Origin of the sequence: Parabacteroides sp. Y3-G-102 (genome assembly GCF_023656845.1) — a bacterium.
In the GTDB taxonomy this organism is placed as follows: domain Bacteria; phylum Bacteroidota; class Bacteroidia; order Bacteroidales; family Tannerellaceae; genus Parabacteroides; species Parabacteroides distasonis.
Genome location: NZ_JAMOKU010000006.1, coordinates 69,603 through 90,703, shown reverse-complemented (window position 1 = coordinate 90,703; position 21,101 = coordinate 69,603). Strand labels below are relative to the sequence as shown.

General features: G+C 46.5%; 15 protein-coding genes. 11 read left to right on the top strand and 4 right to left on the bottom strand.

Annotated elements, in window-relative coordinates; translation table 11 throughout:
- Positions 1 to 12: 12 nt before the first annotated feature.
- Entirely contained in the window at positions 13 to 1,893 is a 1,881-nt protein-coding gene (locus tag NBH16_RS04390) for a B12-binding domain-containing radical SAM protein (protein ID WP_250788170.1), read from the top strand.
- A 23-nt stretch (positions 1,894 to 1,916) separates the two neighbouring features.
- Here NBH16_RS04390 and NBH16_RS04385 read toward each other — a convergent pair whose 3' ends face one another.
- Entirely contained in the window at positions 1,917 to 4,223 is a 2,307-nt protein-coding gene (locus NBH16_RS04385; protein WP_250788169.1) for a TonB-dependent receptor, read from the bottom strand.
- Between the two features lie 140 nt (positions 4,224 to 4,363).
- On the bottom strand, positions 4,364 to 4,717 hold the full coding sequence (locus NBH16_RS04380) for a DUF8478 family putative metalloprotein (protein ID WP_044545916.1): 354 nt from the start codon (positions 4,715 to 4,717) through the stop codon (positions 4,364 to 4,366).
- Positions 4,718 to 4,814: 97 nt separating this feature from the next.
- On the opposite strand from NBH16_RS04380, the gene NBH16_RS04375 reads away from it, so the two are divergent.
- The 3 genes from NBH16_RS04375 (at position 4,815) to NBH16_RS04365 (ending at position 10,352) form a co-directional block, all read left to right on the top strand.
- Positions 4,815 to 6,482: a putative transporter gene (locus tag NBH16_RS04375; protein ID WP_008771847.1), complete on the top strand. Its 1,668-nt coding sequence runs from the start codon at positions 4,815 to 4,817 to the stop codon at positions 6,480 to 6,482.
- Positions 6,483 to 6,565: 83 nt separating this feature from the next.
- Positions 6,566 to 9,487 (top strand): ATP-binding cassette domain-containing protein, encoded by a 2,922-nt coding sequence (locus NBH16_RS04370; RefSeq protein ID WP_122143721.1) that lies wholly within the window; start codon positions 6,566 to 6,568, stop codon positions 9,485 to 9,487.
- Between the two features lie 34 nt (positions 9,488 to 9,521).
- Complete coding sequence (locus NBH16_RS04365) at positions 9,522 to 10,352, top strand: hypothetical protein (protein WP_009276759.1); 831 nt, start codon at positions 9,522 to 9,524, stop codon at positions 10,350 to 10,352.
- 137 nt (positions 10,353 to 10,489) lie between these two features.
- On the opposite strand, the gene NBH16_RS04360 is transcribed toward NBH16_RS04365, so the two are convergent.
- Both NBH16_RS04360 and NBH16_RS04355 read right to left on the bottom strand, forming a co-directional pair.
- The gene (locus NBH16_RS04360) at positions 10,490 to 11,677 is read right to left on the bottom strand and encodes a THUMP-like domain-containing protein (RefSeq protein WP_250788168.1); all 1,188 of its coding nucleotides are present in this window, start codon (positions 11,675 to 11,677) and stop codon (positions 10,490 to 10,492) included.
- Between the two features lie 6 nt (positions 11,678 to 11,683).
- A complete protein-coding gene (locus NBH16_RS04355) occupies positions 11,684 to 13,969 on the bottom strand; it encodes a sensor histidine kinase (RefSeq protein ID WP_008771843.1) in 2,286 nt (761 codons plus the stop codon).
- Between the two features lie 195 nt (positions 13,970 to 14,164).
- Here NBH16_RS04355 and NBH16_RS04350 point away from each other — a divergent pair, with 195 nt between their 5' ends.
- Genes NBH16_RS04350 through NBH16_RS04320 form a run of 7 tightly spaced genes read left to right on the top strand, consistent with a single transcriptional unit; the run spans position 14,165 to position 21,097 of the window.
- Complete coding sequence (locus tag NBH16_RS04350; protein ID WP_250788167.1) at positions 14,165 to 15,358, top strand: saccharopine dehydrogenase family protein; 1,194 nt, start codon at positions 14,165 to 14,167, stop codon at positions 15,356 to 15,358.
- Between the two features lies 1 nt (position 15,359).
- Positions 15,360 to 15,818: a thioredoxin-dependent thiol peroxidase gene (gene bcp, locus NBH16_RS04345; RefSeq protein WP_250788166.1), complete on the top strand. Its 459-nt coding sequence runs from the start codon at positions 15,360 to 15,362 to the stop codon at positions 15,816 to 15,818.
- A gap of 9 nt (positions 15,819 to 15,827) precedes the next feature.
- A complete protein-coding gene (recA, locus tag NBH16_RS04340) occupies positions 15,828 to 16,880 on the top strand; it encodes a recombinase RecA (RefSeq protein ID WP_087343863.1) in 1,053 nt (350 codons plus the stop codon).
- A gap of 41 nt (positions 16,881 to 16,921) precedes the next feature.
- Positions 16,922 to 17,875, top strand: a complete 954-nt coding sequence (locus tag NBH16_RS04335) for a GNAT family N-acetyltransferase (RefSeq protein WP_008771840.1) — start codon at positions 16,922 to 16,924, stop codon at positions 17,873 to 17,875.
- Positions 17,866 to 19,173: a UDP-2,3-diacetamido-2,3-dideoxy-alpha-D-glucuronate deacetylase VimE gene (vimE, locus tag NBH16_RS04330; protein ID WP_172618154.1), complete on the top strand. Its 1,308-nt coding sequence runs from the start codon at positions 17,866 to 17,868 to the stop codon at positions 19,171 to 19,173. Before NBH16_RS04335 ends, vimE begins: the two co-directional genes overlap by 10 nt.
- 38 nt (positions 19,174 to 19,211) lie before the next feature.
- A complete protein-coding gene (locus NBH16_RS04325) occupies positions 19,212 to 19,847 on the top strand; it encodes a PIG-L deacetylase family protein (protein WP_005868139.1) in 636 nt (211 codons plus the stop codon).
- Positions 19,848 to 19,861: 14 nt separating this feature from the next.
- Positions 19,862 to 21,097 (top strand): glycosyltransferase, encoded by a 1,236-nt coding sequence (locus tag NBH16_RS04320; RefSeq protein ID WP_121961289.1) that lies wholly within the window; start codon positions 19,862 to 19,864, stop codon positions 21,095 to 21,097.
- Positions 21,098 to 21,101: the final 4 nt, after the last annotated feature.

The window sequence follows — 21,101 nt, the reverse complement described above, 5'->3', positions numbered from 1 at the left end:
AGTTGAGTTGATATGGGATTAGCTTCGGTTCTTCTGGTTTTATCTCCGTTTACGCAGATCAATACGCCTTATCCTTCCACGGCTTACCTAAAAGGTTATTTGGAGGCAAAGGGTGTACGTGCCGGGCAGACCGATCTGGGTATCGAGACAATCTTGACTTTGTTTTCCACGCAGGGTCTCGGGGAGTTATTCGCCGAGATCGAGCGACGGAAAGGTAAATATCCGGCTAAAGTCCGGGGGATGCTGGCTAATAAGCAACGGTATATCGACACGATAACCGCCGTTGTCGCTTTCCTTCAAGGAAAGAACGATCCTCTCGCTTATCGCATCTGTAATCAAAATTACCTTCCAGAAAGCGATCGCGGGAGCCAAAACGAGGAGGAGCTGGAATGGGCGTTCGGTACTTCGGGATTACGGGATAAAGCCCGTTATCTGGCAACCTTGTATCTGGAGGATCTCTGCGACTTGATCCGGGAAACGATCGACCCGGATTTCGGTTTCAGCCGATATGCCGAGCATCTAGGCCGCTGCGCCTCCTCCTTCGACGAGATCGAGGAAGCCCTCCAAAAAACTTTCGGCTTTATCGACCGCCTGACGCAACCGCTATTGGAAAAGCACATCGCCGAGAGCAAGCCTAAGGCGATCGCTTTCAGCGTACCTTTCCCGGGGAATTTATTCAGTTCCCTCCGGCTCGCCCAATGGCTACGGCAGGCACATCCCGATATCCCGATCCTTATGGGAGGCGGTTTCGTGAATACGGAACTTCGCTCCATCACGGATACCCGCTTCTTCAAATACATCGATTACCTCTTGCTGGATGATGGAGAGGACCCGCTTTACCAAACGTTGCGCTATCTGGACGGGGCGATCCCCAAAGAGGAACTGGTACGCACCTTCTCCTTGGACGAGAGCGGCAGCCGGGTCGTTTATCAAGACAACCCCGCTTATCCCGCTTGCCGGCAAAACGAGACCGGATTCCCGGATTACGAAGGCTTGCCACTGGACAAATACATCTCTGTCATGGAAATGGCCAACCCGATGCACAAGCTTTGGAGCGACGGCCGCTGGAACAAACTGACCTTGGCACACGGTTGCTACTGGGGGAAATGCGCCTTCTGCGACGGTTCGCTAGATTACATCAAACGGTATGAGCCGAATACGGCCAAGACCTTGGTAGACCGTATGGAGCGCTTGATCGAGCAAACCGGCGAGATCGGTTTCCATTTCGTGGACGAGGCCGCCCCACCCGCCTTGCTACGGGAAATGGCGCAGGAGATCATCCGCCGCAGGCTGACCGTCGTGTGGTGGGGAAATATCCGTTTTGAGAAAAGCTATACCGAGGAGCTATGCGACCTTCTCCAACGAAGTGGCTGCATCGCCGTGTCGGGAGGTCTGGAAGTAGCCTCTCCCCGACTCCTGAAGCTGATAAATAAAGGGGTGACAGTGGCTCAAGTGGCACGGGTCGCCAACAACTTTACCGGGGCAGGCATCATGGTCCATGCCTATTTGATGTATGGTTTCCCGACCCAAACCGCTCAAGAAACCATAGATTCCTTAGAAACGGTCCGGCAAATGTTTGAGCTTGGGCTGATTCAATCCGGATTTTGGCATCGTTTCGCCATGACAGCGCATAGCCCTGTGGGGTTGCACCCCGCCGAGTACAGTTGCCGTGTCACGGAGCCTCCCTTTGGCGGATTCGCCCGTAATGACGTACAGTTCGAGGCGCTATCCGGCTGCGATCCGGAGCTTTTCAGCGAGGGGCTTCGCGTTTCCCTCTATAATTACATGAATGGAACTGGTTTCGATTTGCCTTTGCATAAATGGTTTGGCGGCATGAAAGTGCCACGCACCACCCTGCCGCCAAATTATATAGAGAGAATAGTGGAGGAATAGCCCCGCGGAGGCTCGCCGAGTATTTAATAACTGATCTTACACCCCACGAAATAACTTCTGGGAATCCCCGGGCCATAGATATACCCGGCATCCCGGTGCGCTCCCTTGTCGAAATCATCTTGATAGGAGTCGAAGATATTCTGGACTCCAGCATTTACCTGTAAAGTCACGGACTTGAAGATCGGGAAGTCATAAGCCAGCTTGAGATTCAAGTCGAAGAAATCACGAGTCTTCTCCTCACGATCTTCCGGGATATAACCCGCCAAGTGCTGCACCAACATACTTCCCGTATATGTACCCGTCAAGGAAGCGGAGAAACGCTTGACCGGCGTGAAGGTAGAAGTGAAATAACCATATACGTCCGGAGAGCGGAACATCTTCTTCTGCGGAGTGATATTCGGATTCTCGCTCCATTGCTCCGCCTCCTTGTAACGGCTCCGTTGCAAGGTAGCGCCCGCCTGTATCTGCATCCAAGAATAGGCCATCTTACCCTCCAGATTGATACCCATCACACGGGCACCCTTTCCGTTACGGCGTTCCATCAGCAGGTTATTATCCTCGTCACGGCCGATCTCCTCCAAGATAAACACGTTCCGCAAATCCGTATAGAAACCTTCCACCAAGAAATTCACCTGAACCGGGCCGAAGCGATGATAGAAATCTACGGAAGCACTCACGCTCTGCGAATTCTCCTCCTTCAAGTCCGGGGAGATCTGGATGATCGCCACGTCGCCACCCACGGCGGTGATATGCAAATCCTCGTCGAACGCTTGAGGAGCCCGGAAACCGCTGGAGTACGACATACGCAGGTTGATATCCTTCGTCGGATTGAAACGCACGTTCGCACGAGGGCTAAAGATCACGTGATCCATCATATTATGCTTATCCAAACGGCCACCGATCAAGAAACTCCAACGATCATTCTTCCACTCGTTCTGGGCAAAAGCACTACCGATATGCACGGTCTGGGCGATCGTACGGTTATAACCAAGCATCTCGTCCTGCAAATCATCGTAGCTATACTCGGCACCTCCCGTAAAGGTAGCGGGCATAAAAAGGCATTTGTCCCATTCGTAGGAGTATTGGGCGCCACCGATAAAGGTCATGTCCGTCGTGTTACCATAGGCGTTCGGGTCTTTTCCGGCGCCGTAATAACTCTGGCGTTTCGTATGCTGGGTGGAGGTGTACACATTCAGCCGATGATGATAGTCACGAGAGAAAAGATCGAATTTCAGGCCTCCCCCGTTGATCTGGTGGTCGGTCTGCTCGGTGATATCCGTCTCGTGAGGCGGAAGATCCAATAAATTACCGCCCCGGCGGAACTCGCTGATGTTATGGTACTCGAAAGTGAGCTTGGAGTAATTGCTGGTCTTTAGGTAGGAACGGAATCCGAGGGTCTTCGCCTCCAACTTACCAAGCTCTGAGTAGCCGTCGCCATCATGGTCGTAAGAGGCGCGGTGACGGCCCTGCCCGAAGAGGTAGATACCCGCCTTATGATCGTCCGTCACCAACGAGGCGTTCACGGTGGTATTGTTATCTGGGCGGCTTCCCCCGATCATCGTCAACGAATGGGCGATCTGGGCAGAGTTGCGCATCGGCTCCTTCGTGATGATATTGATCGTACCGGCGATAGCGGACGAGCCGAACAAGGCCGAGCCTCCTCCGCGCATCACCTCCACCCGCTCGATCATATTCGCCGGGATCTGCTCCAAGCCATATACGCCGGTCAGGGCGCTGAAGATCGGCCGGCTATCCACCAAGATCTGGGTATAAGGGCCTTCCAGACCATTGATACGCACTTGTTGGAAACCGCAATTCTGGCAGTTATTCTCCACACGCACGCCGGGCTGGAAATTCAAGCCGTCGGCCAAGGAAGTGGCGTGTGTGGTCTCGAACACCTTAGAGTCGAGCACGTTTACCAAGGAAGGAGCCAGACGGCGGGTCGTCTCGTTACGGTTTGCCGATACGACAACTCCGTCCAAGGAGACAGCGTCTTCCTCGGCATTGAAATTAATCTCCAAGGTTTTCCCTTTCTTAAGAGTCACCGTCTTCTCCTCGGTCTTATAACCGATAGACTTCATGACCAAGGTGTATTTCCCCTCGGGAAGATTTTTCATATAATAATGACCGGTAGCGTCGGTAGTCGTACCGATTGTCGTACCGTGGAGATAGACATTGATAAAAGAGAGATGCTCTCCTGTTTTCTTATCGAGGATATGACCTACGATATTAGCGTCGGAAGGATTCAAGGAAACATGATCGTCTCCCTCTGCCCACGCTGACGTAAAGATACAGCACAGGCATAGTATAAGTGTAATAAACTTATTCATTGCTTGATTAATAGTTGTTTGAATATTTAGATAAATACAATATTTGAATCAACGGCATAAATTACCGCACGCCCAATGCCCGATATAGAGATAGGGCCTGCCCCACCTCTACAAACGGATATTGATTTCTGGATATGTAATCAAACAACCGGGGGAGCCCGCAGGTATCGCACTCCCTCAACGGAAGCGACATAATCCGGATAGACCGGAGACTCGGAAAGATGGGATATCTGTGATGAATAGAAATGCAAACGAAACGGATGGATCGCCCCGTCCATCGCATGAATAGACGAGAGCATATGAAACAACTGTATCTCCGCCAGAGAGGCATGATGATGGCAAGTACCGTCCGCCGTCTTCTTGAAAGGGTGCGCATGCACGATGGTCGTACCATGCTCCACATGGACGTGCGTAAAAAGCGAGACGCTGCTATAATATGCGATAAAAAGTACCGGCAGCAACCACTTTATATATTTAACCATCGTTTCCCTCACCCTGTATCATCGTTATTTCGTGGGCAAAGATACTACAATTTTTTTAATTGCTTTGTTTTATGTATTTTCGCGCTTCTAAAGCAAAAAAGAAACTCTTATGAATTGGTTACTTGAGACGCTTGCAGAACCCTCGATGATACAGGCCGTGGCTGTCATTTCTATCGTGGCGGCGGTTGGTGTGTATTTAGGGCGGCTAAAGATATTCGGCATTTCATTAGGCATTACTTTTGTATTCTTCGCCGGTATTATGGCAGGGCATCTGGGCATTACCGTAAATAAGGACATGCTGAACTTCGCCCAGAACTTCGGGCTTATCGTTTTCGTATATACCTTGGGATTGCAAGTAGGTCCCGGTTTCTTCTCTTCCCTAAAAAAAGGCGGGGTGGAAATGAATACGATGGGATTAGGGGTGATCGCTTTAGGACTGATTTTGACGTTGGTGTTTCATTGGATAACAGGAATCTCCGTCCCCGTTATGGTAGGGTTGCTATCCGGTGCCGTAACGAATACCCCGGCCCTAGGTGCCGCCCAGCAAGCGCTCTTACAGATGGATCCGGAAAATACGAGGAACGTAACGGATATGGCTCTGGCCTGTGCCGTAGCTTATCCATTAGGTGTCGTAGGCGTAATTCTCGCTATTATCATCTTGAGGTCCTTATTCGCTAAAAAGACACAGAACACGCATAAGGAGCAAGACACGACAACAAACGTAGCGGAATTTCAGGTATTAAACCCCTCTATTTACAATAAGAGCATCCAGCAAGTCATGAAATTGACAGAGAAACATTTCGTGATCTCCCGCCTCTGGAGGAACGGAAAGGTGACGATCCCTACCTCTGAAACCATCTTAAAGGAAAAAGACCATTTGCTTATCATATCCGTAAAGGCGGATGTCGAATCCATCAAGGTACTTTTCGGAGAACAAGAGACTACGGACTGGAATAAGGAAGATATTGACTGGAACGCTATCGACAGCCAATTGATCTCCCGCCGTATCGTCGTAACCCGCAACCGGGTAAACGGGGTAAAGCTAGGTTCGCTCCGGCTCCGCAACCTATACGGGATCAACATCACCCGAGTGAACCGTGCGGGTATCGATCTGGTGGCCTCCCGTGACCTCCGTCTACAGATCGGGGATAAACTAACGATCGTAGGCGAGGCCAATTCCGTGAATAACGTGGGTAAGATCTTGGGAGACGAGCTGAAACGGCTGGATAACCCCAACCTGCTTGCCATATTCGTAGGACTTACGCTGGGCGTATTAATCGGGGCGATCCCAATTGCCATACCGGGAATGAGTACCCCCATCAAGCTGGGTATCGCCGGAGGACCGATCATCGTTGGAATCTTGATGGGTGCGTTCGGCCCCCGTTTCCACCTAACGACTTATACCACCCAGAGCGCGAACCTGATGATGCGGCAGTTTGGTATAGTGATCTATCTGGCGGGACTGGGAATCGACTCCGGAGCTCATTTCTTCGAGACCGTCTTCCGTGCCGAAGGATTGTTATGGATCGGCCTCGGTTTCCTATTGACGATCGTACCGGTCTTGATCGTCGGGTTCATCGCCTCGCAATTCTTCAAGCTAGATTACGCCCACAACATAGGTATGCTATGCGGAAGCATGGCCAATCCGATGGCCTTGAGTTATGCCAATACGACCGTCGAGGGTGACGAGCCTTCCGTATCTTACGCTACGGTTTACCCGTTATCCATGTTCATCCGGGTGATTTCTGCCCAATTATTGATCATGTTATTCACTTGACTGCTTAAAAAGTCTAACATTCGACCTGTTTTTTGTTTCACTTACCTTATCTTTGCAAGACATTTGAAACAATACTTTGATGAATGAATGAAACTATACTCAATGGGCTACTGAACTTGTTCGCTATATTTGCTTCGTTGGCAAAAATAGAAAGTGACCAAGCGCGTCAGGCCGTCAATTCTTACTTAACCAGTCACTTTGGTATCCGCTCCCATAAAGAATATATGGAGCTATTTGATGAGATACAAAGTGTTTACGATGATCCGGACTTCGATATCGATAGAGAGAGTGTTATTATCAACGTATGCAACCAGCTCAAGCCCAAATTGATTGCGGAAGACCAGCTATTGCTTCTTCTCCGTTTCATGGAGTTCGCCCATGGCAACAATGAAGGATTGAACGAGAACTTAGCCATTTTCCATAAGATCGCTACGATATTTAATATCGACACGGATACCTTCGACAATCTATACGCCTTTGTTGTCGGTAAAAAATCCCCCTCCATACTTACGATCAACGCTGATGATAGCGATAAAGACGTCAACCATATCTACAGAAGGGGGTTGGAGGGCGAGATACGGGTGTTGAGACTGACCCGGTTCGACCGAATGGTCTTTATCTACCAAGGCAGCGGACGGGTATTCATGAACGATATCCCGCTTACTTCCGGTATCTTCTATGGCTGGCAACGTAGCAGCGTAATCAAAAGCCCGCTATTCTTGCCGGTTTATTATAGTGATGTCCTCGATGTATTCAATCAGAATGAGCATAAGGAACGTATTTTATTAACCGGGAGGGATATCGAGTTCAGCTTCAAAAATAGCGAGAACGGTATGCACAATTTCTCTTTCAACCTTGAATCCGGCCAGTTGGTAGCCATCATGGGAGGAAGCGGCGTTGGTAAGTCTACCTTGTTAAGCATCTTAAATGGGAATATTATCCCCGGTGAGGGAAGTGTATGCTTGAATGGACATCCGCTGAGTGATCCGGAATGCAAGCAATTGATCGGTTTCGTGCCTCAGGATGACTTGCTGATCGAGGAGCTGACCGTATTCCAAAATCTATGGTATACCGCCCGCCTTTGTTTCGCGAACCTGACCGAAAAGGAGATCGAGGATCGTGTCAATACGATACTGGAGGATTTGGATCTGAGCAAGATCCGGGATTTGGCCGTCGGGTCTCCAATCCGGAAAACGATCAGCGGAGGGCAGCGTAAACGTTTAAATATAGCACTGGAACTTATCCGTGAGCCGGCGATCCTTTATTTGGACGAGCCAACCTCCGGCCTCTCGTCCACCGACTCCGAGAAGGTCATCATGCTGTTAAAGGAACAAACGCACCGGGGACGGCTCGTGGTTGTCAATATCCATCAACCTTCGTCCGAGATCTATAAGTTGTTCGATCGCCTGTGGTTATTAGATACCGGCGGTTACCCGATTTACGACGGTAACCCGATCGAGGCGATCACTTATTTCAAACGGATCGCCAATTACACCGATCAGGATATCAGCGTGTGCGGCACTTGTGGAAATATCAATCCAGAATTAATCCTAACTATTATCGACGCAAAAAAGATAGACGATAGCGGAAACCAGACAAACATCCGGAAGATAACTTCAAAAGAATGGCATGAGTTATATGTAGCTTCCCGCCCGAAGTTCCAAGAGGTTAAGCCTACCCCCCTGCCCCCGAATCATCAGCAGAAGCCCTCGATCTGGAAGCAATTCTGTATCTTCTTGGAAAGAAACATAAAAACCAAGCTGACCAATAAGCAGTATTTGTGCATCGCCTTACTGGAGACTCCTTTATTGGCGGTGATCGTGGCCCTGCTCACCCGCTTCGTACCCGATGACGGGTATTCTTTGCTGGCGAACAAAAATCTGGTATCCTACATTTTCATGGCGGTGATTGTCGCTACTTTCACGGGATTAAGCATCAGCGCCGAAGAGATCATCAAGGACCGGACGCTCCTAAAGCGAGAACGATTCTTGCGATTGAGCCGAGGCAGTTATCTCTCGTCAAAGATGTTCTACCTGCTTTGTATCTCAGCGATCCAAAGTTTGCTATTCATAGTGGTAGGAAATTTATTGATAGGCATCGGAAGCGAGATGTTCCTTACTTGGTGGATCACGCTATGGGCAACCTCATTCCTCGCCAACCTGACAGGTTTGATACTATCGCAATCTTTAAACTCGATCGTAGCGATCTATATAACGATACCGCTGCTTTTAATCCCGCAGATTTTACTTTGCGGCTTAGTTGTCAAGTTCGACGATTTGAGCAGGAGCGCATCCAGCCGGAACATAGTGCCCCTTATCGGTGAGGTTATCCCCTCACGTTGGGCATTCGAGGCGTTGGTTACGGAACAATTCCGGAACAACAGCTACAACCGCCTATTTTTCACGGTCGAAAAAGAAAAGTTCCTAGCGCAATATTACCGGAATGTCCATGCCGACGAGGTGCGCAGCCTCATAAACAGCCTCAACCTGATCCCGAATAAACGGGAAGAAAACACCCGGACGATCCACAACGAACTGGCCGTACTATCCCGTGCCGCCCGTATCGCCCCCTATACGTCCAAAGAGAGTTACGAGAGCTATATGGATAAAGTGGAAAAAGCCCTGCATACCCGTAGCGATAATTTCACGGCGTTATTAGAGAAAAAACGGAAAGAGGTCATTCAAGAACATGGCTCCGAATGGTTGAACACCTTGAAAAAAGAGCACCATAACTCGGCCATTGAGGAACTGGTACTTAACTCAACCAGTACCCAATTCTATAAGGAGGCTCACAACCGGATCTATCCTAAAATCGGGCAGATTTATCTGGAACCGGACAATAATTGGGGACGTGCGCCTTTCTATAGTCATGAGAAAAAATTCGCCGGTTATACATTTTCTACTTTTACATTTAATTTATTAATGTTAGGAATCTTTGCTTTATTGGTAATTATATCTATCTTCGCAGAGTTTCCCGGCAAGTATTTAAACAAAGGGAGCGATTAATGACAAAATATATAATCTAAAAATAAAGAATAACATGAAAAAGAGTTTTGTTAGCCTGCTAACCATAGCAGCGATTACATTTGGAATGGTATCTTGCAACAGCAGTAAAAAACAAGACGCCGCTGAGCAAAAAGTAGAGGAAGAAGCAGCTATCGCAGGAGAAGTATCTAAAGGTCTGCTTACTGCCGAGTTGAAAGACGAGGTTACTCGTTTCTTGAAAGATATGCCGGATTCGGAGTTGCCTTACAAAGTATCTACCGGCGAGGTTACGATCTCTGTCGCTAATACTGATTTTATGTTGCCGGTCAGCAAGGTTTCCGAATTGAACACACAAGCCCAGAAAGCACGTGCTTGCGGTATCTACTTCGCAGACTTGAACGTATTGAAGGCTATGAAAAAGCCGACTACAGATATCGAGAACGTATTGGTTAAATTGACTACGGATCTGGACATTCCATTCGCTATCGACATCATGAAAGAGTCCGCTCCCGCTAACGCCAGCAAAGAGGAGTTAAGCAAATTCATGAAAAACCAAGAAAACAAATTGATCGACGCTATGATGGAAAATGATAAGGCTGACGTTGAGCTTGAGTTGTTAGGGGGCATGGCTGTAGAATATGCCATTGTATACGCAAACCCGGGCTTGGTTGTTAAAGGCGACGCTATTTCCGCCGGTTTGAGCGAGAATATGGAAAAACGTATCGGTATCATCCAGCAGATCACAGCCGACTTAGCTAAATATTATCCTGACTTGGAGCAATTAGGAACTACAATCGCTCCGTTAAGCGGAATGGTAGCAACCATAAATACGGCTCGTGAGTCAAAAGCTAAGATTGAGGAAATGCGTGCGAATCTATTGAAGTAATATAAACCTCATATCATAAAAAGTGTATGGTGATAACATCATACACTTTTTTTATATCCCTTCGGATATCACTGCAACAGGTCTAGCAATAGTACTGCAGCACCTATGCAGTAACACTGCAACGCCCATGCAGTATCCTATATCTTATGAGTTTTGATAAGTACCTTATCCCCATTTTCCAGAGTAGTAGCGAAAAGATAGATAGTTCCTCCATCCGCAATTTTAGTTCGCTTACGTAACTCATCCACCGAGAGGGGGAAATTACGGACTGTGATATTCGCTTGGGGAATCTGCCTCGACAAGGTCTTACATTGTTTATTCGTAAAGGGGATCACTTCGTCTACCACAAAAGAACGTCCCGGAAAACTAGGGACAACCTCATCCGACGTATATAAATGACTGCTGACATGCAATTTATTCAATCCAAAACGAGTGGCGACCGCTTTAAACGCACCCGCCTTCAAGATGGAAGCGTTCGGTTCGTATAAATAACGCTTGACTTCTCCACGGATGGAAGCGACAGTTTCCCGTTCTTCCACCAATGAGAACACAAACAATTCCGGCTCTTCCTCCGAAGTGAAATTCACGCAACAGATTTGAGGACTCCCGCCTTTCGAGCCTCGCTCCAACACAAACAAAAGCTCCTTACATTCATTTTTCACCGAAAGCACCTGTATGGCTGTCACATCCGGAAGCAAATCCAACGTCATATGAATATCCGCCATCGGAGATAATTTAGCGATCACCTTAGAGGCATGACCAAACAAGACAGGAACCAACTTTGTCAAATCCGGCTCGCAATCTTGCAGCGCAAAAACCCGCTTATTCCCCTCTCCCCTACGAGCCGGATCGATATAAAACACATCTATTCCATCGATCTTATCTATCAACTCCGTAGAATCACCATTCAATACCGTTACGTTACCAACGTCTAGCACCTTGAAATTATGGATAGCCGCCTCGCAATAAGCGGAAAAGCGTTCGATATAGGTAACCTGCCGTACTTTCCGGGAGAAGAAATAGCTATCGATCCCCAATCCACCAGTCAAATCACATACATGTGCCTGTGGATCTACCAACCTCTGTTTGTACAAGGCAGTCTGTTCCGAGGAACATTGCTCCGCCGCTATCTTCGCCGGAAAAACCAGTCGATCGTTTTGATACCATGAAGGTAGTTTATCCTTGATCTGCCGCCGAGATTTTAATTGATCCACCACGAAAGGGATATCGATCCCCGGATAACGAGAGGCGGAAAGCAACAGACGATTCAAATCATCCGACGCATGTTCCTTGATAAATCGTGAAAGTTCCTCTATTTGTTCCATGCTTTGTCAACCTATACGTTCTTTAGGCAAAGTTAGCGTAAAACGGCTACCTTTACCATATTCTGACTTCAATTGTATCTCACCGCCGAAACGCTGCGCTATCACTTGGCAAATCGCCAGTCCGAGTCCGGTGCCTTGCGCAAACTCATCCAATTTGCAAAAACGATCAAAGACTTGCTTCTGTTTCTCCTCAGGGATGCCGATACCAGTGTCTTCTACATAGATATGAAGGCAGTCGCCTTTCGTACAGAAATAGTATCCAACTTCTATATAGCCCGAAGTCGTGAACTTGATGGCATTATTGATAAAATTAGACAATACTTGTTTCAGCCGATAAGGATCTACCGCCACAACCACCGGGATCTCGGGGACACGCATGCGTAGCTCTACCCCCTCGGGCATCATCAATTGGAAAGTACAATAGATTTCATTGATCAAGACATTCAAATCATGGCGATCGAAAACAAAACTCATCTTTCCGGATTCCATACGGGAAAGATCTAAAATATCATTGATCAGTTTCAATAGTAAGTCGGAGTTCGTATTAATCAACTTCACGAACTGCTCACGCTCTTCCGGCTCCAAGACCTCTTCCGAGTTCATTAAATTCGAGAAACCGACAATCGCATTCAGCGGCGTACGGATCTCATGGCTCATATTCGCCAAGAAAGCCGACTTCATCCGATCCGACTCCTCGGCTTTTTCCCTCGCAGAGATCAATACCTCCTCCGTATCCTTGATATTTTGGATATTCAAACATAAGCCATTGATTACATACCCATCATTCGCATCCTCTAAGCTTCCGTAACGAAATTCCCACCATTGGTAACCTTTCCCGTTAAAATCGCAACGATATTGAAGGATATGATGAGAGATTGTACCCGTACAAATGAAATCAATTAAGGATCGCAAACTCTGCCTGTCGTCCGGATGGACCATCTCGTACAGCTCATCCAAAGGAATTTCCCGAGGAGAAGTATTCACATAGCTAAAGAACTCGTTGTCAAACCGGAAAGTTCCAGACTGTAATTTCCAAGCGAATATATTACCCCCTTCCAACGCTAAAGAAAGATGCTCTTTCTCCTGCTTTAAATTAGCGAGCACCTCTTTCCTTCGTCTTGCTTCCCGCCAATAGAGATAAAACAAATAACCGATCAATGCCAACAATAAGATCACACCCAAGGAAGAGGCGATAAAAACCTCTATCTTATACCGTTCGGAAATAGGCATATTTATGACATGAACATTAGTAGGGACCTCTTCCTTTGAAATACCTAAACGTTGCATCTCTACCCAATCATACAGATACTCTTTGGGACTCTCTACGATCGGAACGGAAGAGACAGGCGTACCGGAAAGAATTTTAGCCGCCAACCTAGCCTGTTCCGCCGCTTGTATGCGGTTCGAGCAAAAATAGCCTCCCAGAACTTCCACGTTTATATTAAAGATTTCCCGCACTGCCGTAAATGAAGGAGTCACGAACATCTTAGACAAGCCTGCGGATGTATAGTCATAACGGATATTGAAAAATACGCAATAAGGATAGGTACCATTAATATTACTCAATAAAAACTCCCCATTGGCTTTACGAAAAGGCATGAAATGGATTATATTTTTCGAAGGACGTATCGCCTTCATTCTCATCTCGGTTCTAAACATCATGGAATCCACCTTAAAGTCCGGATCATTTAATTGGAAAGCCAATTGATTATAATCCAACACATACCGGCTCGTATCGACCGCTTTTATCAACTCCCGGAAAGCCAACTGCCCTAAGGAGGTCTTATCATAATTGATATAAATGCGAGACTTTCCCATTTGCCGATCGATCAAACGAAGGTTCTCCTCATAATCAATCTTATCCCAGCTACCTGTTACATTCGGATATTCTTCCAGCAAATCCCAATTAGGGAAATTGACGCCAGAGAAAACAACCGGAACTTTCTTTACAAAAGGATGGCCGCATTTCATCAACGTATAGGTAGCCTGATCATCATTCACCAATATGATGTCGGGCTTCCAAAGACGGATCGTATCGATAAAGTTATACATCCGTTCCTCTTCCTCCTCAGCCATATAACACTCGCAGTCGAGATAAAACGTACGGATGTCCGCATTCACCCGATTTTTTCCCAGCTCTTTCCGGATATCTGAGTTTAATTCCAGATAGTTCTTATCATCCCACCGAAAAGATTGGATCACAAGCACACGGCTCCGCTTCGCCTCAGGTTTACACCCCAACGCTAATAAAAGCAGAATAAAAACACCCCCGACATTATTTAAGAATCTCATGTCCAAACTTTAAACAGTAAATGTGACAAAAGTACGACTATTTTCATTATTCACATTCATTAGCTGTATCTTTCTTTTCCCTCTTCCGTTCTAAAATGAATAAATATATAGGGATTGTCAAGGAAAAGCCGTATATTTGTCCATTGGTTGAAAACCTTGTAAACTGTATATTAACAAGATTAATTCTATTAGTAAATGGGAAGAGTATTAGTTATTGGTGCAGGGGGCGTAAGTACCGTTGCTGTTAAGAAAATAGCGATGAATGCGGATGTCTTCACGGATATCATGGTAGCTAGCCGTACGAAAAGTAAATGCGACAAGATCGCCGCCGATATCAAGAACGTGAAAGTGCAAACCGCACAGGTAGACGCAGACAACGTGCAAGAGCTTGTTGCCTTGTTTAACGCCTTCAAACCGGATTTGGTGGTAAATCTGGCCTTACCTTATCAAGATTTGCATATCATGGATGCTTGTCTGGAATACGGTGTTAGCTATTTAGATACGGCCAACTACGAACCGCTTGATGAAGCCAAATATCAATACAGCTGGCAATGGGCCTATAAAGATCGTTTCGAGAAAGCCGGTCTTACCGCTATCTTGGGATGTGGTTTCGATCCGGGGGTTACCGGCGTATATACAGCCTATGCGGCAAAGCATCATTTCGACGAGATACACTATCTGGATATCGTAGACTGCAACGCAGGAGATCACCATAAGGCATTCGCTACCAATTTCAATCCGGAAATCAATATCCGTGAGATTACTCAACGTGGCAAATATTTCGAGGATGGGGAATGGAAGGAGACCGATCCGTTAAGCGTACATAAAGCCTTGAATTATCCGAATGTAGGACCGAAAGAATCGTATTTGATGTATCACGAGGAATTGGAAAGTTTGACCAAAAACTTCCCGACCCTCAAACGGGCTCGTTTCTGGATGACTTTCGGACAGGAATACTTGACTCATCTACGTGTCATCCAAAATATCGGTATGGCTCGTATCGACCCGATCCTTTACAACGGGCAGGAAATCGTTCCGATCCAATTCTTAAAAGCCGTACTGCCGAACCCGGGTGAGCTGGGAGAGAATTATACTGGCGAGACTTCCATCGGTTGCCGCATCCGTGGTATCAAGGACGGTAAGGAATTAACTTATTACGTATACAACAACTGTAGCCACCATGCCGCTTATCTAGAGACAGGAGCGCAGGGTGTTAGTTATACCACCGGTGTTCCCGCCATGATCGGCGCCAAATTATTTATGCAAGGCATTTGGAAGAAACCGGGTGTATGGAATGTGGAGGAATTCAATCCGGACCCATTCATGAAAGAGCTAAATGAGCAAGGTTTGCCTTGGCATGAATTGTTTAACATTGACTTAGAATTGTAATATGGCAATACAAATAGGCGATAAGGTTCCCGAGTTTTTGGGAACCGATCAAGACGGTAAAGAGGTAAAGATGAGTGACTATCAAGGAAAGAAAGTAGCTCTATATTTCTACCCGAAAGATAACACAAGCGGTTGCACGGCGGAAGCATGCAGCTTACGTGACGGCTATCAAGCCTTACAAGCGAAAGGCTTCGAGATCATCGGAGTAAGCAAAGATAGCGCCAAATCGCATCAAGGCTTTATACAAAAGCAAAACTTACCTTTCCGTTTAATAGCGGACACAGACACGGCCTTACAAGAACAGTTTGGTGTGTGGGCTGAGAAAAAAATGTACGGACGTTCATACATGGGGACTCTCCGGACCACCTTTATCATTAACGAGGAAGGTATTGTTACCAATATCATCGGGCCGAAAGAGGTGAAGACAAAAGACCATGCAAATCAAATCCTTAATTTATAAGGGACACATATGGCAAAAGAAGAAAATTTGTTCGAAGAAAAAGCGAAAGAAGAAGGTGGTAAACCAGCCGCTAACACGGATAAGCTAAAAGCTTTACGTGCGGCAATGGATAAAATCGAGAAGAACTACGGAAAAGGTTCGATCATGAAACTGGGCGATGAAAGCATCGAGGATATCGAGGTGATACCGACAGGCTCTATCGCTTTAAACGCAGCGCTGGGCGTAGGTGGATATCCGAAAGGACGTATCGTCGAGATCTATGGTCCGGAATCTTCTGGTAAGACAACGATAGCGATCCATGCGATCGCCGAGGCGCAGAAGAAAGGAGGTATCGCCGCATTTATCGATGCGGAGCATGCTTTTGACCGTTTCTATGCCGAGAAGCTAGGCGTTGATGTAGAGAACCTATGGATCTCCCAGCCGGATAACGGTGAGCAGGCCTTGGAAATAGCCGAGCAATTGATCCGTTCATCCGCCGTAGATATCATTGTTATCGACTCCGTAGCCGCATTGACTCCTAAAGCCGAGATTGAGGGCGATATGGGAGACAGCAAGATGGGTCTGCAAGCTCGTCTAATGTCGCAAGCCCTTCGTAAGTTGACGGCCGCGATCAATAAGACGAATACGACCTGTATCTTCATCAACCAATTGCGTGATAAGATCGGTGTAATGTTCGGAAACCCTGAAACGACGACAGGTGGTAACGCATTGAAATTCTATGCTTCTGTCCGTTTGGATATCCGTAGTATTGGAAAGCTGAAAGATGGTGACGAGATCAAGGGAAACCAAGTGCGTGTGAAAGTTATAAAAAACAAGGTGGCTCCTCCATTCCGCAAGGCAGAGTTCGATATCATGTTCGGTCAAGGTATCTCCCGTTCCGGAGAGATCATCGATCTTGGTTCTGAACTGAATATCATCAAGAAGAGCGGTTCATGGTACAGCTACAATGATACCAAATTGGGACAGGGTCGTGATGCGGCAAAACAATGTGTCGAGGACAATCCCGAATTGGCAGACGAATTATCCGAATTAATATTTGACGCATTAAAAGCCAACAAGTAATTTGCGGGGGCGGGCAAACCCCGCCCCTATACAAAATTGTAATGAGTAATAAAGACAAATATCGTTTACTTTGCAATACTGAAAAAAATATACCGATCTTCTCACATGACTGGTGGTTGGATACGGTTTGCGGAGAAAAAAAATGGGATGTCTTGCTTATAGAACAAAAGGGAAGGATACAGGCAACCCTCCCCCTTTACGTCCCCCATTCCGATATTGTCTCAATGCCTTCTTACACCCAAACGATGGGCCCTTGGTTCGCCGCAAGTTCCTCCGACACGAAATATACGACCGAGTTAGGACGACGTCAAGAACTATGCAAACAATTCACGGAAGAACTAAAACGCTATCCGCACTTCCTGCAAAATTTCAATTATGACATTACGGATTGGCTTCCGTTTTATTGGGCGGGATATAACCAAACGACACGTTATACCTATTTATTAAAAAATATCCGGGATCATCAAGCGGTATGGGAGAATATGAGCCCCAATATCCGGCGAAATATTACGAAAGCGCAGAATAAATACCATATATCCGTAAAAAAAGGGATTCCTTTGAATGAGTTCCTAGCTGTACAAACCCAAACATTTGACCGCCAGCATGTACGAATCAAGGAAGACACGAATGTACTGAAAGACTTGATCGCCACTTGCCGACAAAGAGGACAAGGTGATTTATGGGGAGGTTATGACGAGCAAGGCCATTTACATGCGGCCGCTTTCATCGTATGGCAAGATCGATCGGCTTACTATCTCGCAGGAGGAGGAAATCCGGCCTATAGAGGTTCCGGAGCGCAAAGCTACGTCCTGTGGGAATGTCTTCATTTCGTTTCTCAATTTACGACGGTCTTTGATTTCGAAGGGTCTATGTTACCCGGAGTAGAACGTTTCTTCCGCGAGTTCGGAGCTATCCAAACCCCATTTTTCACAATATCTAGGGGGAAATTGAGTTTATTAGACAGAGCACGCATTAAACTAAGCAAATGGGTATGAAAAATCGCACTTTACATTATATAATACGCTTTCTTGTAGGAGATGATGTCCCTAGCGAACTGGTGGAAACGATCGGGTACACGGCTGATCCCAATAAATTCGACCGATATAACGTCGTTATCATTCCATCCGGCTTCTTTGATGGACAAACATACGGGACTCCCGCTTCCTTACCAGAACTCCCCTTGCGAGAGGTTCAAGGTATCCCCTTGTTATTCGGCTCGCCGAAAGAGGAATGGATAAGAGATACATGGGTGGTTCATGCCGATATCATCGCAAGTACTTATTTTCTCATTTCCAGATACGAGGAGATGGTACGGCGTGGACTTCGGGATGAGCATGGAAGATTTCCCGGTAAAGAGTCCTTGCCCTACCGGGCCGGTTTCCTGCATCGTCCGATCGTGGATGAATATCGCATGCTGCTTCATCGTTGGCTGCGCCAATCCCGGTTACGTGTACCCGAGGTAAAAAAGCAAATCCGGAAGATCTACCTCACGCACGACGTAGATTCTCCGACTCTATATCGTTCGTGGAAAGGTTTGATACGGTCTATTAGAGATAGAAGAGGTTTATATAAATCCTTTCAAGGTAAATTCGGTTCCCTTGAGAAAGACCCGTTTTATACCTTCCCTTGGTTTTTCCGCCAGAATAGTATCCTTCAGGACTTGATAGGGAAGGAACAATGTCACCCTATCCTATTTATCCGGAACGGGGGGAAAGCCAAGCACGACAAACCTCATTACGATTTGAGGAATAAAGATATTCGTAAATTGATAAAAAGTGCTTTAGAGCATAATGTAACTATTGGTTTGCATAGTAGCTACCAAGCGGGTACGACTCCCAGCCTTATCCGGAAAGAGAAAACCGGTCTGGAAGATCATATCGGTAAAAATGTTCGGTTCAACCGTCATCATTTCTTGGCAATCCGGGAACCGGAAGATATGGACCAAATAGAGGCTGCTGGGGTTACGGACGATTTCACCATGGGGTACGCCGATGTCTCCGGATTCCGGTTAGGGACTTGCTACCCGGTTCGTTGGATCAATCCGATCACCCGCCGGCTATCTCCTCTCCGACTACATCCGCTTATTATAATGGATTGTACCCTAGAGGAGGAGAAATATATGGGACTGGATTTTGACAGGGCTTTAACCTATTGCCGGAATTTAGTGGAACAAGTAAATAATGTAGGAGGTGAATTGGTTTTACTATGGCATAATGACTCCGTACAAGAAGGGTCCGGAAGTTATTTACGTAAATTATACGCCCAGCTATTAAAAGAATTAGCGAAGCAGTGAAAACAATAAAATCCCTGTATTCAAATAAATCAGAAAGAATGATTACTAATTGTAAAAATATTTTAGTCCTCGCCCCTCATACGGATGATGGGGAACTTGGGTTGGGGGGAACTATCTCACGCCTGATAGAAGATGGTAAAAAAGTGACCTATGTGGCTTTCTCCACCGCACAGCAATCGGTTCCCGAGGGTTTTCCGAAAGATATCTTGAAGACAGAGGTCAAGCAAGCGACCCAGACCTTAGGTATAGAACCGGAAAACCTAATCATATACAATTACGAAGTAAGAAAACTGGGATACGCAAGACAAGAGATATTAGAGGAGTTAATACGCCTGAAAAAAGTATCCGATTTTGACCTAGTCTTCATCCCTAGCTTGCACGACATCCACCAAGATCATACGACGATCGCCCAAGAGGGTCTACGGGCGTTCAAAAACACGAATATATTAGGTTATGAGTTAATCTGGAACAACCTGACATTCAATACACAATGTTTTGTAAGGCTGGAAGAGCGCCATATCGACGCAAAGGTAGAATCATTGAAAGCCTATAAATCGCAAGGAGCGAGAGATTATCTATCCAAGGACTTTATCTATTCATTAGCGAGAGCACGGGGTGTCCAAGCGGGATGTACCTATGCGGAAGCGTTTGAAGTCGTTCGTCTATTCTTATAACACTGATTGAATCCATGAATAAACTTCTTATCATATGTGATATGTTCCCACCCGCTTTCGCCCCCAGAATGGGATATCTATGCAAATATTTGACACGCATGGGATGGGAAGTTACCGTAGTGACAGAATACATAGAAGACAATACATTCGAATTCCTTACGGGGTATGCGGACGTGTATTGCGTCCGCTACTACAAAGCATCAGGAAAGATCTCAAAGCATATCGAATGGATGTGGGTCATGTTTCTAGACATCTTGTTTGGTTATAAAGACATGAGAATAATCAACGCATGCATCCCCTTAATAAAGACCAACCAATACAAGGGGATATTGTGTAGCACATACCGCACCTTTCCTTTAACCGCCGCCAAGACGTTAGCGATCCATACCAACCTCCCTTTCGTCGTGGATTTACGAGATATTATCGAGCAATACGCCTCCAACGAATATATATCGCATAAATTCCATACATTTTCATGGTTAGACGCATTCATCACAAAGCGATTTCGCAAACGGTTACTTAGAAAGCGAAATAACGCTTTGGAGGTAGCGGATTGTGTCACGACCGTATCGCCTTGGCATGTGGAGGTACTCAAACAATATAATCCCAACGTAAGACTGATTTATAATGGATTCGATCCTGAGTTGTTCTATCCGCAACAAATCAAGACCTCCCGGTTTATCATTACCTATACCGGACGGTTGTTAAGTTTAGCGATCCGAAATCCGGAGTTATTATTTGCAGCCATCGCCCGTCTTACGGAGGACAAGGTCATTATCCCCGAAACTTTTCGAGTTGTATGGTATACCGATCAAGAGTCCCGCTCCATCATCCGCCAAGAGGCCGAACGACATGGGGTGCAATCTTTCATGGATTACCATGAGTATGTACCGGCATCCGATATTCCCCTCATCTTGAACAAAAGCTCGGTGCTGCTTTCCTTGACGAATAAGTTTGACACGTCTGGTCCAAAAGGCTTCATGACAACTAAGTTCTTTGAATCGCTTGCGGTAGAAAAACCCATCTTATGCGTACAAAGTGACGAGGCCTACCTCGCCGAAGCCATCAAGGAGACCCATTCCGGACTGGCCGCAACCCGGGTAGACGAGGTGTACGATTTCTTGAAACATTACTATGAGGAATGGCAGGAAAAAGGATATACGACCTCGCCCGTCAATCGGGATAAGCTATCGAATTATTCCCGGAAAGAACAAGCTAGCCAATTTGTGCGTATATTTGAGGAAATTTAAGCAG

Coding starts and splice junctions, on each gene's coding strand:
- vimE (WP_172618154.1), top strand. CDS start 17,866: ATGGGTATGAAAAATCGCACTTTACATTATATAATACGCTTTCTTGTA.
- recA (WP_087343863.1), top strand. CDS start 15,828: ATGGCAAAAGAAGAAAATTTGTTCGAAGAAAAAGCGAAAGAAGAAGGT.
- NBH16_RS04365 (WP_009276759.1), top strand. CDS start 9,522: ATGAAAAAGAGTTTTGTTAGCCTGCTAACCATAGCAGCGATTACATTT.
- NBH16_RS04325 (WP_005868139.1), top strand. CDS start 19,212: ATGATTACTAATTGTAAAAATATTTTAGTCCTCGCCCCTCATACGGAT.
- NBH16_RS04375 (WP_008771847.1), top strand. CDS start 4,815: ATGAATTGGTTACTTGAGACGCTTGCAGAACCCTCGATGATACAGGCC.
- NBH16_RS04350 (WP_250788167.1), top strand. CDS start 14,165: ATGGGAAGAGTATTAGTTATTGGTGCAGGGGGCGTAAGTACCGTTGCT.
- NBH16_RS04390 (WP_250788170.1), top strand. CDS start 13: ATGGGATTAGCTTCGGTTCTTCTGGTTTTATCTCCGTTTACGCAGATC.
- bcp (WP_250788166.1), top strand. CDS start 15,360: ATGGCAATACAAATAGGCGATAAGGTTCCCGAGTTTTTGGGAACCGAT.
- NBH16_RS04370 (WP_122143721.1), top strand. CDS start 6,566: ATGAATGAAACTATACTCAATGGGCTACTGAACTTGTTCGCTATATTT.
- NBH16_RS04320 (WP_121961289.1), top strand. CDS start 19,862: ATGAATAAACTTCTTATCATATGTGATATGTTCCCACCCGCTTTCGCC.
- NBH16_RS04355 (WP_008771843.1), bottom strand. CDS start 13,969: ATGAGATTCTTAAATAATGTCGGGGGTGTTTTTATTCTGCTTTTATTA.
- NBH16_RS04385 (WP_250788169.1), bottom strand. CDS start 4,223: ATGAATAAGTTTATTACACTTATACTATGCCTGTGCTGTATCTTTACG.
- NBH16_RS04335 (WP_008771840.1), top strand. CDS start 16,922: ATGAGTAATAAAGACAAATATCGTTTACTTTGCAATACTGAAAAAAAT.
- NBH16_RS04360 (WP_250788168.1), bottom strand. CDS start 11,677: ATGGAACAAATAGAGGAACTTTCACGATTTATCAAGGAACATGCGTCG.